Raw genomic sequence first — 13,871 nt, forward strand, 5'->3', positions numbered from 1 at the left:
ACCTCGTCCGACACATGGACGGTTACGCAGTGCGTAGACGTTCTTCACCGCCGAAGTACCCGACTCCGGCATGCACGCACCCACCTCCGCCACAGGACAGCGCGAAGGCCGCCACGAGGACCCTGCCCCCTGGCGGCCTTCGGCGCGACTCCCGGCCTCGACGTCAGCCGACTTCGGCGAGCACCTCGTCGGACACATCGAAGTTCGCGTAGACGTTCTGGACGTCGTCGCAGTCTTCGAGGGCGTCGATCAGCTTGAACACCTTCTTCGCGCCGTCCGCGTCCAGGGGGACGCTGACCGACGGGAGGAACGTCAGCTCGGCCGACTCGTACTCGAAGCCGGCCTCCTGCAGTGCCTTGCGCACCGGGACCAGGTCGCCGCCCTCCGAGACGATCTCGAAGCTCTCGTCGAGGTCGTTGACCTCTTCGGCGCCCGCGTCGAGGACCGCCATGAGGACGTCGTCCTCCGACGCGTCGCCCTTCGGCATGATCACGACGCCCTTGCGGGTGAACATGTAGGCGACCGAGCCCGGGTCGGCGAGGGAGCCGTTGTTGCGCGTGAGCGCGGTGCGGACCTCCATCGCGGCGCGGTTCTTGTTGTCGGTGAGGCACTCGATCAGCACCGCCACGCCGTTGGGGCCGTAGCCCTCGTACGTGATGTTCTGCCAGTCGGCGCCCCCGGCCTCTTCACCGGCGCCGCGCTTGCGGGCGCGCTCGATGTTGCCCTGCGGGACCGAGTTCTTCTTCGCCTTCTGGATGGCGTCGTAGAGCGTGGGGTTGCCATCCGGGTCGCCACCCCCGGTGCCGGTCCGCGCGGCCACCTCGATGTTCTTGATCAACCGCGCGAAGAGCTTGCCGCGCTTCGCGTCGAGGTTGGCCTTCTTGTGCTTCGTGGTGGCCCACTTGGAGTGGCCGCTCATCTCTCCTCCATCTGTTCCGTACCCCGGCCGGGCACCGCGTCTCAGGAAGCCTTCCGCACGAGGTCGACGAACAGCCGGTGCACCCGCACGTCGGGCGTCAGCTCCGGGTGGAACGCGGTCGCCAGCACCGCCCCCTGCCGGACCGCGACGATCCTAGCGGTCTCGTCTCCCACGCCGGGCACGCCGCTGACCGTGGCCAGCACCTCGACGCCGTCACCGGCCTTCTCGACCCACGGGGCCCGGATGAACACCGCGTGCACCGGCCCCTCGTCCACCTCGGCGAAGTCGAGGTCGGCTTCGAAGGAGTCGACCTGCCTGCCGAAGGCGTTGCGCCGGACGACGACGTCGAGCCCGCCGAGCTGCTGCTGGTCCGGCCGCCCGTCGAGGGTCTGCCGCGCGAGCAGGATCATCCCGGCGCACGACCCGAAGGCGGGCAGTCCGTCGGCGATCCGCGCCCGCAGTGGTTCCAGCAGCTCGAAAGTTTCGAGCAGCCGCGACATGGTGGTCGACTCGCCACCGGGCAGCACCAGACCATCCACTTCGGACAGTTCAGCGGCCCGGCGCACCGGCTTGGCCCGCGCGCCGGCGTCTTCCAGCATGGCGACGTGCTCGCGCACAGCACCCTGCATGGCAAGCACACCGATGACCGGCTCCGACGACACCCGACCTCCCGAAAGACCTTCCCACCAGCCTAGACGCCCTCCTTACCCGCCTACCCGGCAGGTCAGCTCGGTCGCCGGACCTCAGCGCTCCAAGCGCCCCAAGCGCCCCAATGTGGCGTTCGGTGCGTCTCACGCACCGAACGCCACATTGGGTGCGTCCGACGCAACCAACGCCACATTGGGGCGCCGGGCAACCGCGGGAGCCTCAGGGGACTCCGGCGAGCCTGAGCAGCGCCGCCGTCGCCGCGGCGGCCACCACCACCAGCACGAACGGGGCCTTCCGCCACGCCAGCACCCCCGCGACCAGCACCCCCGCCGGCCGGGCGAAGCCCGCGAACCCGTGGCCCTCCGTCAACGCGCTCACTGCCACCAGCGCCGCCAGCAGGACCACCGCCGCCAGGGCCATCAGCCTCTCCGCGCGCGGAGACAGCTTCACCCGGCTGCGCAGCACCGGCCCGGCGAACCGGAACGCGAACGTCCCCAGCGCCAGCACCACCGTGCCGACCAGCAGCTCCACCCCGTCCATCAGCCGGCCTCCTGCAGTTGCGGCTCCTTCGCCGCGACCCCGGTCACGACACCGGCCAGGGCCAGCAGCACCGGCAGCCCGGCCGGCAGGAACGGCGTCGCGGCCAGCGCGACCACCACTCCCACCAGCACCGGCAGCCGTGACGCGCGGTCGCGCAAGGACGGCAGGACCAGCGCCAGCAGCACCGCCGGGAAGGCCGCATCCAGGCCGAACACGTCGGTGTCGCTGATGACGGACCCGGCGAACGCACCGGCGACCACGCCGAGGTTCCAGCAGGCGAACAGCCCGATCCCGCACGCCCAGTACGCCGCGCGGCGGCGGTCGGCCTCGCGCTGGGCCAGGGCGAACGCGACCGACTCGTCGATCATCAGGTGGCTGCCGGCCAGCCGGGCGGACCACCGCTTGCCCAGCACGTCGCCGATCGCGAAACCGAACGGCAGGTGCCGCGCGTTGGCCAGCAGCCCGGCCAGCACCGCCGCGAACGGGTTGCCGCCCGCGGCCACGATCCCGACGAACATGAACTGGGACGCGCCGGCGAAGACCAGCACCGACATCAGCATCGGCAGCCAGAACGGGAAACCGGAACTCACCGCGATGGCCCCGTAGGACACGCCCACGAGACAATCGGCCAGGCAGACCAGGCCGATGTCGCGGGCGAGGCCCCGATCGAGTGTTCGCCAGATCGAACGCATGTGTTCTATGGTGAACGCAAGGCCCCGTGTTCGTCAAGGCGAACGGAACGACCGATGGAGCGAACAGCAATGTCGCAGGAAACGACGGGCGCGCCCCTCGAGATCATCGCGGCGTCCCTGCGCCGGGAACGCACCCGCGCGGGCTTGTCCCTGACCGAGGTCGCGCGCCGCGCCGGCCTGGCCAAGTCGACGCTCTCCCAGCTCGAGTCCGGCACCGGCAACCCCAGCGTCGAGACGCTGTGGGCGCTCGGCGTCGCCCTCGACGTGCCGTTCTCCCGGCTCGTCGAGCCGGAGCGGCCGAAGGTCCGCGTCATCCGCGCAGGGAAGGGCCCGACGGTCTTCGCCGAGCACGCCGACTACGCGTGCACGCTGCTGTCGGCCTGCCCCCCGTCCGCGCGGCGGGACATGTACCTCATCCGCGCGGAACCCGGTACGCCGCGGCGGTCCGACCCGCACATGACCGGCGTGATGGAGCACATCGTGCTGTGCGCGGGACGCGCCCGGGTGGGCTTGGTGGAGGCGCCGGAGGAGCTGAACCCCGGCGACTACATCTCCTACCCGGGCGACGTCCCGCACATCTTCGAAGCCCTCGAGCCGGGAACCTACGGCGTCGAGATCTCCGAATACATCTAGGAAGTCACCAGCCGCGCTCGGCCAGGCGGTGCGGCTCCGGCACGTCCTCGACGTTGATGCCGACCATGGCCTCGCCCAGGCCGCGCGAGACCTTCGCGAGGACGTCCGGGTCGTCGTGGAAGGTCGTCGCCTTGACGATCGCCGCGGCGCGCTGGGCCGGGTTGCCGGACTTGAAGATGCCGGAGCCGACGAACACGCCCTCGGCGCCGAGCTGCATCATCATCGCCGCGTCGGCCGGGGTGGCGATGCCGCCCGCGGTGAACAGCACCACCGGCAGCTTCCCGGCCCGCGCCACCTCGCGGACCAGCTCGTACGGCGCCTGCAGCTCCTTGGCCGCGACGAACAGCTCGTCCTCGGGCAGCGAAGTCAGCTTGCGGATCTCGCCGCGGATCTGCCGCATGTGCGTGGTGGCGTTGGAGACGTCACCGGTACCGGCCTCGCCCTTGGAGCGGATCATCGCCGCGCCCTCGGTGATCCGGCGCAGCGCCTCGCCCAGATTGGTCGCGCCGCAGACGAAGGGGACGGTGAACGCCCACTTGTCGATGTGGTTGGCGTAGTCGGCCGGGGTGAGCACCTCGGACTCGTCGACGTAGTCCACGCCGAGGGACTGCAGCACCTGCGCCTCGACGAAGTGGCCGATGCGGGCCTTGGCCATCACCGGGATCGAGACGGCTTCGATGATGCCGTCGATCAGGTCGGGGTCGCTCATCCGCGCGACGCCGCCCTGCGCGCGGATGTCGGCGGGCACTCGCTCGAGCGCCATCACCGCGACCGCGCCGGCGTCTTCGGCGATCTTGGCCTGCTCGGCGGTGACCACGTCCATGATCACGCCGCCCTTGAGCATCTCGGCCATGCCGCGCTTCACCTTGGCGGTTCCGGTGACGGACTGGACGGTGCCACTGGCGGTGGTCTGCTGCTCGGACACGACGGGGCCTTTCCACAGGGAGAACGGGGGTGACGAATCCGAGCGTAGGTCGGCGGTGGACCCTTCAAGCAGGCCAGTACACGGCTATCTCAGCAGTCCACTTCCGGTACGCCCTCGACCAGGACTTCCGCGGCCCGCGTGCGCGCGTAGAGGACGTGACGTCCGGCACGGTGCCCGCTGACCAGGCCCGCGGCCTTGAGGACGCCGAGGTGCTGCGACACCGCCCCGGCGCTGAGCCGGGTCCGGCGGGCGAGCTCGGAAGTGGACGCCGGTGCGGTCAGCTCGGCCAGCAGCATGGCCCGGCCGCGGCCCACCACGGCGGCCAGCGCCCCGGGCGCGACGGCGGTGCCGGTCTCCCACAGCGTCGCGATCCCGCGCGGCGGGTAGCGCAGCACCGGCTGCCACCGCGGGTCGGTCTTGGAGAACACCCGCGGCCAGACGAACGCCGAGGGCACCAGCACCAGGCCCCGCCCGTCGAGCGGCACGGCCGCGTGCAGGTGGCGGTGCGCGACCGTGAGCGTGCCGGCCTGCCAGCGGACCAGCGGGGTGAGGTCGTTGAACAGCTCGGCCGCCCCGCCCTGGGCCAGCAGCCGCGACCGGTGCAGCACGTCGGCCTCGAGCAGCGCGCGGATCCGCGGCCAGTCCGGGGCGAGCACCAGGGCCCAGTACTCCTCCATCAGCGCCGCGAGCCGCTCGAGACCGGCCTCCGGGTCCCGGTGAAAACGGTTGAGGGCCGGCGTGCGCGGCCCGGCCATCCCGTCCAGCTCGCGCCGGACGACGCGGGCGGGCACGTCACGCAGGTCGGCGAGCTCGTCGGCGAGGTCGGGCACCGGTGTCGACGGCGTGCCGGCCAGGAAGCCGGGCAGGTGCCGCAGCGGGACGAGGTCGCGCAGCAGCCCGATGTCGAGGCCGGCCTCCTCGAGCGCCGCGGTGGCGCGCTTGACCCACGGCAGGTGCAGGGCGTGCTCCCCCGGCCGGTTCAGGACGCGGACGCTCGCCACGATCTCCCACGCCGGGGAGAACGCGAACCGGGTGTGCGCCAGGTCCTCCGTGGAGAATGCCAGGTCGAGCACGCGCTGCCCCTCTGCCCTCGGTTCGGCGCAGTCTAGGTCTCTCCGATGTGGACAGTCGAGCGGGGCGCCGAAAGCCCTTGCGGGAAAGCGAAAATTCCTCGCGGGTCATACTTTCGGGCGACAGTGCGCAGCCGGGGCAGGTTCACTCCGTAATATGCCTCGGCCCAGTCCGGCATCTCCGGGTCGAGGTAGTTGACGTAGCCGGTCGTGCCGAACTCCGGCCCGAGGCCGTCGCGCACGGCGGCGAGCGAGCGCCGTGCGCCCGCCTCGCCGCCGTCCGCGGGCGCCGCGCCGTGCAGGAACTGGAAGCTGGCGAGCGCCGTCCGGTACGGGAACGCGGTCTCGCGGGCGCCGACCCGCGCGATGGCGCCGCCGCCCGAGTCCACGATCGTGCGGACGCCCGGGTCCCGGGTGAGCACTTCGACCACCGCGCCCGGGTCGGCGAGCGGCCGGGTCAGCATCCGCGACGTGCCGATGTACGTGCCCCGGTCCGCGGCCGCCGACGCCCGCGACTCCTGGTCGTCGAACGACCGCATGGCCTTCAGGTGGTCCTGGACGTCCTCGGTCCACTTCGTCGGCGCGGTGCCGACCCGGCGGACGAGGTCCTCGAGCAGGGCGTGCATCCGGGCCCGGGGCCCGAGGAACGTGCCGCCGAGCGTGGCCTCGTTCCAGGCCAGCCCCATGCCCGACCACAGCTCGTCCGGCGCCGCCGGCTGCCACTCCTGCCACGCGGCCAGCAGTGCGGCCCCGGCGGCCGGCGGGAACTCGAGGGCGAAGGTGGCGACGTCCGCGATCGGCACCGTCCGGAAGGTGAAGCCGGTGACGATCCCGAAGTTGCCGCCGCCCCCGCCGCGCAGCGCCCAGAAGAGGTCGGGCTCCGCGGTCGCCGACACCGTGCGGACCCGGCCGTCGGCCGTGACGATCCGCGCCGCCTCGAGGTGGTCACACGTCAGCCCGTACTTCCGGTCGAGTACGCCGACCCCGCCGCCGAGGGCGAGCCCGGCGATGCCGACCGTGCCGCAGCTGCCCGCCGGCAGCACCCGGCCCGCCGCCGCGAGCGTCGTCGCGATCGGGCCCAGCCGGGCGCCGGCGCCGATCACCGCCCGGCCGGCGGAACCCGCTTCGATCCCCGAAAACCGGCTCAGGTCCACGACGATCCCACCATCCACTGTGGAGTAGCCGGGGTAGCTGTGCCCGCCGCCGCGCGCGGCGACCGGCAGCCGGTGCCGGGCCGCGAAGCCCACGGCCGCCTGGACGTCCTCGACGCGCGCCGCGCCGACCACGGCCGCCGGCGCCCGGTCGTCGTACATGGTGAAGAAGCCCTGCTTGGCCTCGGAGTAGCCCGGGTCGCCCGGCCGGAACAGCGGCCCGGTAAGCCGCCGTCGCAGCCGCTCCCAGTCGTCCGGCGGCGGCCACCCCGCCAGGCCCGCCGCCGGCACCGCTCCGGAGATCCGCAAGAAAGTACGCCTGTCCATGCCGCTCCCCCGCCTACGCTCCCCCGGGCATTCGGCTGGTCCCGGAAGCCCCGCCTTGCCGTGACCAGGGTAGCGGGTGTGTGATCGAGGACACATCCCGTACCCGAGCCGTTCGCCGAGGAGTCGTCATGGTAGACAAACAGGCCAAGAACGCCGGCACCGGGGCCGCCGTCGCTGTGGACGACCCCGCGAAGGTCCGCAACGTGGTGCTCGTCGGCCCTTCCGGCTCCGGGAAGACGACCCTCACGGAGGCCCTCCTCGCGGCGTCCGGCACCGTCCCGCGCGCGGGTTCGGTGGTCGACGGGACGACGGTGTGCGACCACGACCCCGCGGCCGTCCGCCAGCAGCGTTCGGTCGGCCTCTCGGTGGCGCCGGTGCTGCACCAGGGCCACAAGATCAACCTGATCGACACGCCCGGGTACGCCGATTTCGTCGGGGAGCTGCGGGCGGGGCTGCGCGCGGCCGACGCCGCGCTGTTCGTCGTCTGCGCCGCCGAAGGCGTCGACGCGGCGACGGTCGCGGTGTGGGAGGAGTGCGCCGCCGTCGGCATGCCGCGCGCGGTCGTCGTCTCGCGGCTGGATCACCACCGGGCCGACGCGATGGCCGAGATCGCCGCCTGCCGGGCCGCGTTCGGCGACGGCGTGCTGCCGCTGTACCTGCCCGCGGGCGACGGCCTGGTCGGGCTGATCACCCAGCGGTACTTCGACTATTCGGGCGGGCACCCGCCCCGGATCGGCGAACCCGACCCGGCCGACCTCGAGCGGATGGCCGAGGCCCGCAACGAGCTGATCGAAGGGATCATCGCCGAGAGCGAGGACGAGTCCCTGATGGACCGCTACCTCGCCGGCGAGGACATCGCCGAGGACACCCTCATCTCCGACCTCGAGACCGCCGTCGCGCGCGGGTCGTTCCACCCGGTCATCCCGGTCTGCGCGACCAGCGGGATCGGCCTGGCCGAGGTGCTCGACGGGATCGTCCGGGCGTTCCCCTCCCCCCTCGAGCACGAGCCACCCGACGTCACCACGCCGGACGGCGCGGCGCACACCGCCCTCACCGCCGACCCCGCGGGCCCCCTCGCCGCGGAGGTCGTCCGGACGGCCGTCGACTCCTACGTCGGCCGGGTGTCCCTCGTCCGGGTCTTTTCCGGGACGCTGCGGCCGGAGCGGCCGGTGCACGTGTCCGGGCACGGCCTCGCCGAACGCGGGCACGAGGACCACGACGCCGACGAGCGCGTCGCGCACCTCTACTCCCCGCTCGGCGCGAACCTGCGGGAAGTGCCCTACTGCGTCGCGGGCGACCTCTGCGCGCTGACGAAGGTCGGCTCGGCGGAGACCGGCGACACCGTCTCTTCGCCGGAAGAGCCGCTGCTGATGGAGCCGTGGGCGATGCCGGAGCCGCTGCTGCCGGTCGCCGTGGTCGCGAAGACCCGCAGCGACGAGGACACGTTGGCCCGCAACCTTTCCCGCCTGGTCGCCGGCGACCCGACGCTGCGGCTCGACCGCAACGCCGAGACGAACCAGCTGGTGCTGTGGTGCATGGGCGAGGCCCACGCGGACGTCGTCCTCTCGCGGCTGCGGGCGGGCGGCGCGGACGTCGACACCGAACCGGTGAAGGTCAGCCTGCGCGCGACCTTCGCCAAACCGGCCAAGGGCCACGGACGGCACGTGAAGCAGTCCGGCGGGCACGGCCAGTTCGCCGTCTGCGACATCGAGATCGAGCCGCTGCCTCGCGGCGGCGGGTTCCAGTTCGTCGACAAGGTCGTGGGCGGGTCGGTGCCGCACCAGTTCATCCCGAGCGTGGAGAAGGGCGTGCGAGCCCAGCTGCAGCGGGGACTCGCCGACGGGCACCCGGTGGTCGACGTGAAGGTGACGCTGGTCGACGGCAAGGCGCACAGCGTCGACTCGTCGGACGCGGCGTTCCAGACCGCGGGCGCGCTCGCGGTGCGGGAGGCCGCGGCGAGCGGGCACATCACGATGCTGGAGCCCCTGGAGGAGGTGGCGATCCGGCTGCCGGACGAGCACCTCGGCACGGTGCTCGGCGACCTGTCGTCCCGGCGCGGCCGGGTGCTGGGCACCGAAGCCGGCGACGGCGGGCGGACGGTGATCCGGGCCGAGGTCCCGGCGACGGAGCTGCTCCGGTACCTGATCGACCTGCGTTCGATGACCTCGGGCACGGCGACCTTCACCCGCCGGCACGCGAGGTTCGAGCCGATGCCGGAAGGGATGGCGGTCCACTAGCTCGCGCGGGGCAGGAAACGAAGCACCACGGGACATCGGCGGTCATGAGCCGAAGTCGAAGCCGCCCGGGCGGTCGTTGCGGTCGGCCAGCAGGCCGGCGAGCGTGGCCAGCGCGATCTCCGGCGGCGTCCGCGAGCCGATGTTGAGCCCGACCGGCCGGTGCACCCGGGCGATGTCGGCCTCCGCCACGCCGAGTCCCTGCAGCGCGGACACGTGCGGGCCCGGGTGCCGTGGGTTGCCGAGCACGCCGATCCACCGGGGCTCCTGGCCGAGCGCGGCCTTCAGCACCTCGCCGAGCTCGGGCCGGTGGTGGTCGGTGACGACGACGTCCGCCGAAGCGTCCAGAGGCGGCAGCGTGGTCGCGGCCTCGAAGCCGTCGGGCACGTCGGTGACCCGCGCGGCGTCCGGCTCGAACAGCGCCACGTGGTAGCCGAGGTCCCGCGCGAACTTCAGCAGGAACCGCGAAACCGGCGACGCGAACACCGCCACCAGGGTCCGCACGTCCGGGTCGGCCGCCGCCGTGCCGTGGGCGACGTCGCAGGTCTCACTCATGCGCCCAGTCTGTCAGCCGCCGGCTTGCTCGCCCACCGTCACGCGGAACTGCCAGAGGTCGGTCTTGCCCTTCACGAGCACCAGGTACCCGTCGGTGACCTCCAGGACGACGCGCTTCTGCGGCGAGAAGGGCCGCACCGGCCGGTGCTGCTTGGCCAGCATGAACGCTTCCGTCGCGGCGGTCTCGCGGTCGGCGTACCCCACCGCGTCCGCGACCGACCAGCCCCGGGTGTCGCCGGTGCCGCCCTGCTCTTCGATGACCACCCACCACGTCGAACCCATGCCTCTCCGACGCGGCCGGGCGGCCGGAGGTTTCAGATTTCCTCGAGCACGCTCAACCGGAAGTGGAACGTCGACGTCCGGCCCTCGACGACCACCAGGTACCCGCCGGGGCCGCGCAGCACCTTCCGCGACCTCGGCGACCACGGGTAGGCCGGCTGGTACTCCCGCGCGAGCCGCAGCGCCTCGGCCTCGGCGGTCGCCTGGTCGCCGTAGGGGAACGTCTCCGACAGCGACCAGCTCCGGCCGTCCCCAGTGCCCCGTTGCTCCTCGACGACCACCCACCAGCCCATGCCTCAGCCCGCCGGTTCGGTGATGGTCTCGCCGAGCGTCACGCGGAAGTGGTACGCCGCGGTGCGGCCGGTCGCGATCACGAGGTAGCCGTCGCCGACCCGCAGCACCTTCCGTTCCTTGACCGACGACGGGTGCACCGGCCGGTGCTCGAACGCGAGCTGCCGGGCCACTTCGTCGGCGCGGGCCCGATCGCCGCCCGCCGGCTTCGTCTTGGTGACGTTCCAGGCGCGCGCATCACCCGCGCCCCGTTGCTCCTCGACGACCACCCACCACACGTCAGACCTCCGGTTCGGCGAACTCGAAGTACTCCGGCAGCGGCGCGGTGCCCGCGAGCCGGAAGTACCGCACCTTCCGCCGCCGGCGCAGCCGCAGCGTGTCGCGGACGGCGTCGTTGTGAACGCGGCGGGCGATCACCACCCGGTGCTCCGCGTCGGTCAGCTCCTCGGCCAGTTCGGCCGGCAGGCGCGTCCGGTCGACGCGGCTCAGCCGCAGCGTCAGCTCGTTCTCTTCGCCCTCGCGATCGGCCCGCGGGGCCGCCTCGGCGCGCTCGGCCAGCGTCCGCAGGTCCGTGTCGCCCAGTACCACCGCGACCGCGCGGGCCACCACCGCGCGGCGCGCCAACGCCGCGTCGAGCGCGGCCCAGCCCGCGTCCATCCGGACGTGCAGCCGGTCGAGCCGGTTCGCCGTCGCCACCAGGAAGAGCCCGCCCAGCACGACGACCAGCGCCAGGACCGGCAGCAGCCAGCCGAGCACGCTCACCGGGCCGGCTCCCGCTCCGGCGCCGCGACGCGCCGCGGGTCGGCGGCGACGGCCGTCTCGTAGACGCGCAGCACCTGCGTGGCCACCACCGACCAGTCGAACATCGTCACCCGCTCCCCCGCCGCCGCGGCCAGCGACGCCCGCCGCGCCGGGTCGCCGAGCAGCTCGCGCAGCCCGTCCGCGAGCGCCGCCGGGTCACCGGTCTCGACGAGCATCCCGGCGTGGCCGTCGTCGAGCACCCGCCGGAACGAGTCGAGGTCGCTGGCCAGCACCGGGGTCCCGGCCGCCATCGCTTCGGTGAGGATCATCCCGAAGCTCTCGCCGCCGGTGTTGGGCGCGCAGTAGACGTCGACGCTGCGCAGCGCCTGGGCCTTGACGTCGTCGCCGGCCTGCCCGAGCAGCTCCAGGTGCGGTGCCAGTGCGGGGCCGGCGTCCCGGCGCAGCTGGTCTTCGTCGCCGCGGCCGACCACCACGAGCCGCAGGTCCTCGAACTCCGGCAGGATCCGCCGCAGCGCCTCCAGGAGCACCCCCATGCCCTTGCGCGGCTCGCCGAACCGGCCGACGAACCCGACCGTGCCGCCGGCCCGCGGGTAGCCGGGCAGCGGTGTCGCCGAGGAGAAGAAGCCGACGTCGACGCCGTTGGGGATCTCCACGGCGTCGCCGCCCGCGTGCTCCACCTGCACCCGGCGGGCCAGCGCGGACACCGCGATCCGCGCGGTGATCTTCTCCAGCAGCGGCCGGAGCACCGGCTGGAACGCCGACAGCGTGCGCGAACGCGTGGTCGCGGTGTGGAACGTCGCGACGATCGGGCCGTCCGCGATGAGCAGGGCAAGCAGCGAAAGGCTCGGCGCCGCGGGCTCGTGCAGGTGCAGGACGTCGAAGTCGCCGTCACGGATCCAGCGGCGCACGCGGGCATAGGACACCGGGCCGAACTGCAGCCGTGCGACCGAGCCGTTGTAGCGGATGCCGAGTGCCTTGCCGGCCGGGTGCACGAACTCCGGCAGGTCGGCGTCGTCGTCGGCGGGCGCGAGCACGGACACCTGGTGCCCGCGCGCGAGCAGCGCCTTCGTCAGGTCGATCACGTGCCCCTGGACCCCGCCGGGGACGTCGAAGGAGTAGGGGCAGACGATCCCGACCCGCATCGGACGCGTGGCCACGCCTCAGCTCGCCTCTTCCAGGCTGACCTGCTCGCCGGCGTCCAGGTCGGCCGGCCAGAACTTCTGCACCATGTGCCAGTCGGCCGGGTGCGCGGCGATGTCGCCGGCGAAGATGTCCGCCAATGCCTGGGTCGCCGCCGCGACCTCGGCGCGCGCGGTGACGCGGATGCGCGGGTGCAGGCGGATCTGCCAGCCGTCCTCGGTGAACCAGCAGCCGGCCGGGATCAGCGCGGCGCCGGTCGTGGCGGCCAGCCGCGCCGGGCCACCGGGGAAGCGGGCCTGCTCGCCGAAGAACTTCACCGGGATGCCGCTGGTGGTGAGGTCGCGGTCGCCGACCAGGCAGACCGCCTTGTTCTCCCGCAGCCGCTTCAGCAGCACGCGCATCGCCGAGCTGTCGCCGGTCAACGGCACGATCTCGAAGCCGAGCGACTCGCGGTACTCGACGAACCGGCGGTAGAGCGACTCGGGCTTCAGGCGCTCGGCGACGGTGGTGAACCCGCCGAGGTAGTCGGCCAGCCAGACGCCGGCGATGTCCCAGTTCCCGCTGTGCGGCAGCGCCATCACCGCGCCGTTGCCCTCGGCGAGGGCCGCGTCGAGGTTCTCGACGCCGGTGATGGAGGCCGCGACCTTGCCGCTGACCTCCTTCTGGTCCATCGACGGCAGCCGGAACGTCTCGTGCCAGTACCGGGCGTACGAACGCATCGCACGCCGGGTCAGCTCGTCCAGCTCGACGGGGTCGGCCTGGGGCACGACCCGGGCGAGGTTGGTGCGCAGCTGCCGCACACCGCCCCCGTCACGCCGGACGGCGAGGTCCGCGCCGAGCGAGAACACCGTGCGGCCGAACCCGGCGGGCAGCCAGCCGGCCAGCCGCCACCCGGCGGAGTAGCCGAAGGCGCTCAACCGCTCGGTCAGCTTGCTCATGCGCACGCCTCGCTGACGCTCGGCGCGGCCTGAGCCGAAGGCGCAGTGTTGGATGATTCGCTCGCAGGCTCGCTCATGCCGGTTGCTCCCCGGCGGCGGCTTCGCGGGCCGCCTTCGCCACGGCGGCGAAGCGCTGCAGCAGGGTGATGACCGACAGCACGGCCAGCAGCCAGAGCGTCACGTCCACGGTGTACGGGATGCCGAAGCCGTGCAGGCCGGTGCCGACCAGGGCGATGATCAGCCGCTCGGCGCGTTCGACGAGCCCGCCGTCGACCGGCAGGCCGGACGCGTCGGCGCGCGCCTTGACGTACGAGATGACCTGGGCGAGCACCAGGCACAGCAGCGCCGCGGCGGCGGCCGGGTGGTTGTCGTCGACGACGAAGCACCACCAGGCGATCGCGGCGAACAGCGCGCCGTCGACCAGCCTGTCGCAGGTGGCGTCGAGCACCGCGCCGAACGGGGTGCCGTAGCCGCGGGCGCGGGCCATGGCGCCGTCGAGGAGGTCGAGCATGGCGAAGCCCCACACCGTGAAGGTGCCCCAGAGCAGGTAGCCGTTCGGGAAGAAGGCCAGGGCGCAGACGACGGCGCCGGCGGTGCCGAGCACGGTCATCGCGTTCGGGGTCAGCCCGGCGCGGACCAGCGCCTGACCGATCGGATCGGTGACGCGGGAAACGGAGGCACGCGCGAAGATATTGAGCATCGGTTCGTCTGAGGCACCTGGCTACGAGGATCGGGTGGGCGAGGGCAGCCTATCGACCCGGCCGGGC

17 protein-coding genes are annotated in these 13,871 nt (G+C 73.0%); 2 read left to right on the plus strand and 15 right to left on the minus strand.

Annotated elements, in window-relative coordinates:
* Window positions 1-163 precede the first annotated feature (163 nt).
* The 4 genes from ACZ4TR_RS12075 to ACZ4TR_RS12090 form a co-directional block, all read right to left on the minus strand.
* Window positions 164-919 carry a YebC/PmpR family DNA-binding transcriptional regulator gene (locus ACZ4TR_RS12075; protein WP_465287045.1) on the minus strand — a complete coding sequence of 252 codons (756 nt, stop codon included), beginning with the start codon at window positions 917-919 and terminating at the stop codon, window positions 164-166.
* A gap of 41 nt (window positions 920-960) precedes the next feature.
* On the minus strand, window positions 961-1,581 hold the full coding sequence (gene pdxT, locus ACZ4TR_RS12080; protein WP_364525873.1) for a pyridoxal 5'-phosphate synthase glutaminase subunit PdxT: 621 nt from the start codon (window positions 1,579-1,581) through the stop codon (window positions 961-963).
* A gap of 205 nt (window positions 1,582-1,786) precedes the next feature.
* Window positions 1,787-2,107 carry an AzlD domain-containing protein gene (locus ACZ4TR_RS12085; protein WP_285451107.1) on the minus strand — a complete coding sequence of 107 codons (321 nt, stop codon included), beginning with the start codon at window positions 2,105-2,107 and terminating at the stop codon, window positions 1,787-1,789.
* Window positions 2,107-2,799, minus strand: coding sequence for an AzlC family ABC transporter permease (locus ACZ4TR_RS12090; protein WP_465287046.1), 693 nt, complete (start codon window positions 2,797-2,799; stop codon window positions 2,107-2,109). The genes ACZ4TR_RS12085 and ACZ4TR_RS12090 overlap by 1 nt, the downstream gene beginning before the upstream one ends.
* Before the next feature lie 69 nt (window positions 2,800-2,868).
* Here ACZ4TR_RS12090 and ACZ4TR_RS12095 point away from each other — a divergent pair, with 69 nt between their 5' ends.
* A complete protein-coding gene (locus ACZ4TR_RS12095; protein ID WP_364527836.1) occupies window positions 2,869-3,432 on the plus strand; it encodes a helix-turn-helix domain-containing protein in 564 nt (187 codons plus the stop codon).
* A 4-nt stretch (window positions 3,433-3,436) separates the two neighbouring features.
* Here the strand turns inward: ACZ4TR_RS12095 and pdxS are convergent, their stop codons facing one another.
* From pdxS to ACZ4TR_RS12110, 3 genes are all read right to left on the minus strand, one after another.
* On the minus strand, window positions 3,437-4,357 hold the full coding sequence (pdxS, locus tag ACZ4TR_RS12100) for a pyridoxal 5'-phosphate synthase lyase subunit PdxS (RefSeq protein ID WP_465287047.1): 921 nt from the start codon (window positions 4,355-4,357) through the stop codon (window positions 3,437-3,439).
* An 89-nt stretch (window positions 4,358-4,446) separates the two neighbouring features.
* Window positions 4,447-5,430, minus strand: coding sequence for a DUF5937 family protein (locus tag ACZ4TR_RS12105; protein WP_465287048.1), 984 nt, complete (start codon window positions 5,428-5,430; stop codon window positions 4,447-4,449).
* A gap of 32 nt (window positions 5,431-5,462) precedes the next feature.
* Window positions 5,463-6,905 (minus strand): FAD-binding oxidoreductase, encoded by a 1,443-nt coding sequence (locus ACZ4TR_RS12110; RefSeq protein ID WP_465287049.1) that lies wholly within the window; start codon window positions 6,903-6,905, stop codon window positions 5,463-5,465.
* Window positions 6,906-7,033: 128 nt separating this feature from the next.
* Here ACZ4TR_RS12110 and ACZ4TR_RS12115 point away from each other — a divergent pair, with 128 nt between their 5' ends.
* Window positions 7,034-9,142: an elongation factor G-like protein EF-G2 gene (locus ACZ4TR_RS12115; RefSeq protein WP_465287050.1), complete on the plus strand. Its 2,109-nt coding sequence runs from the start codon at window positions 7,034-7,036 to the stop codon at window positions 9,140-9,142.
* A 42-nt stretch (window positions 9,143-9,184) separates the two neighbouring features.
* Here the strand turns inward: ACZ4TR_RS12115 and ACZ4TR_RS12120 are convergent, their stop codons facing one another.
* The 8 genes from ACZ4TR_RS12120 to pgsA all read right to left on the minus strand — a co-directional run bounded on the left by ACZ4TR_RS12120 (window position 9,185) and on the right by pgsA (window position 13,804).
* Window positions 9,185-9,694, minus strand: coding sequence for an XdhC family protein (locus ACZ4TR_RS12120; protein ID WP_465287051.1), 510 nt, complete (start codon window positions 9,692-9,694; stop codon window positions 9,185-9,187).
* Window positions 9,695-9,706: 12 nt separating this feature from the next.
* A complete protein-coding gene (locus ACZ4TR_RS12125; RefSeq protein ID WP_465287052.1) occupies window positions 9,707-9,976 on the minus strand; it encodes a hypothetical protein in 270 nt (89 codons plus the stop codon).
* 32 nt (window positions 9,977-10,008) lie between these two features.
* On the minus strand, window positions 10,009-10,266 hold the full coding sequence (locus ACZ4TR_RS12130) for a hypothetical protein (RefSeq protein ID WP_465287053.1): 258 nt from the start codon (window positions 10,264-10,266) through the stop codon (window positions 10,009-10,011).
* A gap of 3 nt (window positions 10,267-10,269) precedes the next feature.
* Window positions 10,270-10,542 (minus strand): hypothetical protein, encoded by a 273-nt coding sequence (locus ACZ4TR_RS12135; RefSeq protein ID WP_465287054.1) that lies wholly within the window; start codon window positions 10,540-10,542, stop codon window positions 10,270-10,272.
* 1 nt (window position 10,543) lies between these two features.
* Complete coding sequence (locus ACZ4TR_RS12140) at window positions 10,544-11,026, minus strand: NUDIX hydrolase (protein ID WP_465287055.1); 483 nt, start codon at window positions 11,024-11,026, stop codon at window positions 10,544-10,546.
* Window positions 11,023-12,168, minus strand: a complete 1,146-nt coding sequence (locus ACZ4TR_RS12145; RefSeq protein WP_364527833.1) for a glycosyltransferase family 4 protein — start codon at window positions 12,166-12,168, stop codon at window positions 11,023-11,025. Before ACZ4TR_RS12145 ends, ACZ4TR_RS12140 begins: the two co-directional genes overlap by 4 nt.
* An 18-nt stretch (window positions 12,169-12,186) precedes the next feature.
* Entirely contained in the window at window positions 12,187-13,104 is a 918-nt protein-coding gene (locus ACZ4TR_RS12150) for a phosphatidylinositol mannoside acyltransferase (RefSeq protein WP_465287056.1), read from the minus strand.
* Window positions 13,105-13,177: 73 nt separating this feature from the next.
* A complete protein-coding gene (gene pgsA / locus ACZ4TR_RS12155; RefSeq protein ID WP_465287057.1) occupies window positions 13,178-13,804 on the minus strand; it encodes a phosphatidylinositol phosphate synthase in 627 nt (208 codons plus the stop codon).
* Between the last annotated feature and the right edge of the window lie 67 nt (window positions 13,805-13,871).

It is taken from the genome of Amycolatopsis sp. NPDC028719, assembly GCF_055565395.1.

Bases quoted from the DNA above. Each gene is read 5' to 3' on its own strand.
- ACZ4TR_RS12075 (WP_465287045.1), bottom strand. From the start codon at position 919: ATGAGCGGCCACTCCAAGTGGGCCACCACGAAGCACAAGAAGGCCAAC.
- ACZ4TR_RS12085 (WP_285451107.1), bottom strand. From the start codon at position 2,107: ATGGACGGGGTGGAGCTGCTGGTCGGCACGGTGGTGCTGGCGCTGGGG.
- ACZ4TR_RS12090 (WP_465287046.1), bottom strand. From the start codon at position 2,799: ATGCGTTCGATCTGGCGAACACTCGATCGGGGCCTCGCCCGCGACATC.
- ACZ4TR_RS12095 (WP_364527836.1), top strand. From the start codon at position 2,869: ATGTCGCAGGAAACGACGGGCGCGCCCCTCGAGATCATCGCGGCGTCC.
- ACZ4TR_RS12110 (WP_465287049.1), bottom strand. From the start codon at position 6,905: ATGGACAGGCGTACTTTCTTGCGGATCTCCGGAGCGGTGCCGGCGGCG.
- ACZ4TR_RS12115 (WP_465287050.1), top strand. From the start codon at position 7,034: ATGGTAGACAAACAGGCCAAGAACGCCGGCACCGGGGCCGCCGTCGCT.
- ACZ4TR_RS12120 (WP_465287051.1), bottom strand. From the start codon at position 9,694: ATGAGTGAGACCTGCGACGTCGCCCACGGCACGGCGGCGGCCGACCCG.
- ACZ4TR_RS12125 (WP_465287052.1), bottom strand. From the start codon at position 9,976: ATGGGTTCGACGTGGTGGGTGGTCATCGAAGAGCAGGGCGGCACCGGC.
- ACZ4TR_RS12130 (WP_465287053.1), bottom strand. From the start codon at position 10,266: ATGGGCTGGTGGGTGGTCGTCGAGGAGCAACGGGGCACTGGGGACGGC.
- ACZ4TR_RS12145 (WP_364527833.1), bottom strand. From the start codon at position 12,168: ATGCGGGTCGGGATCGTCTGCCCCTACTCCTTCGACGTCCCCGGCGGG.
- ACZ4TR_RS12150 (WP_465287056.1), bottom strand. From the start codon at position 13,104: ATGAGCAAGCTGACCGAGCGGTTGAGCGCCTTCGGCTACTCCGCCGGG.
- pgsA (WP_465287057.1), bottom strand. From the start codon at position 13,804: ATGCTCAATATCTTCGCGCGTGCCTCCGTTTCCCGCGTCACCGATCCG.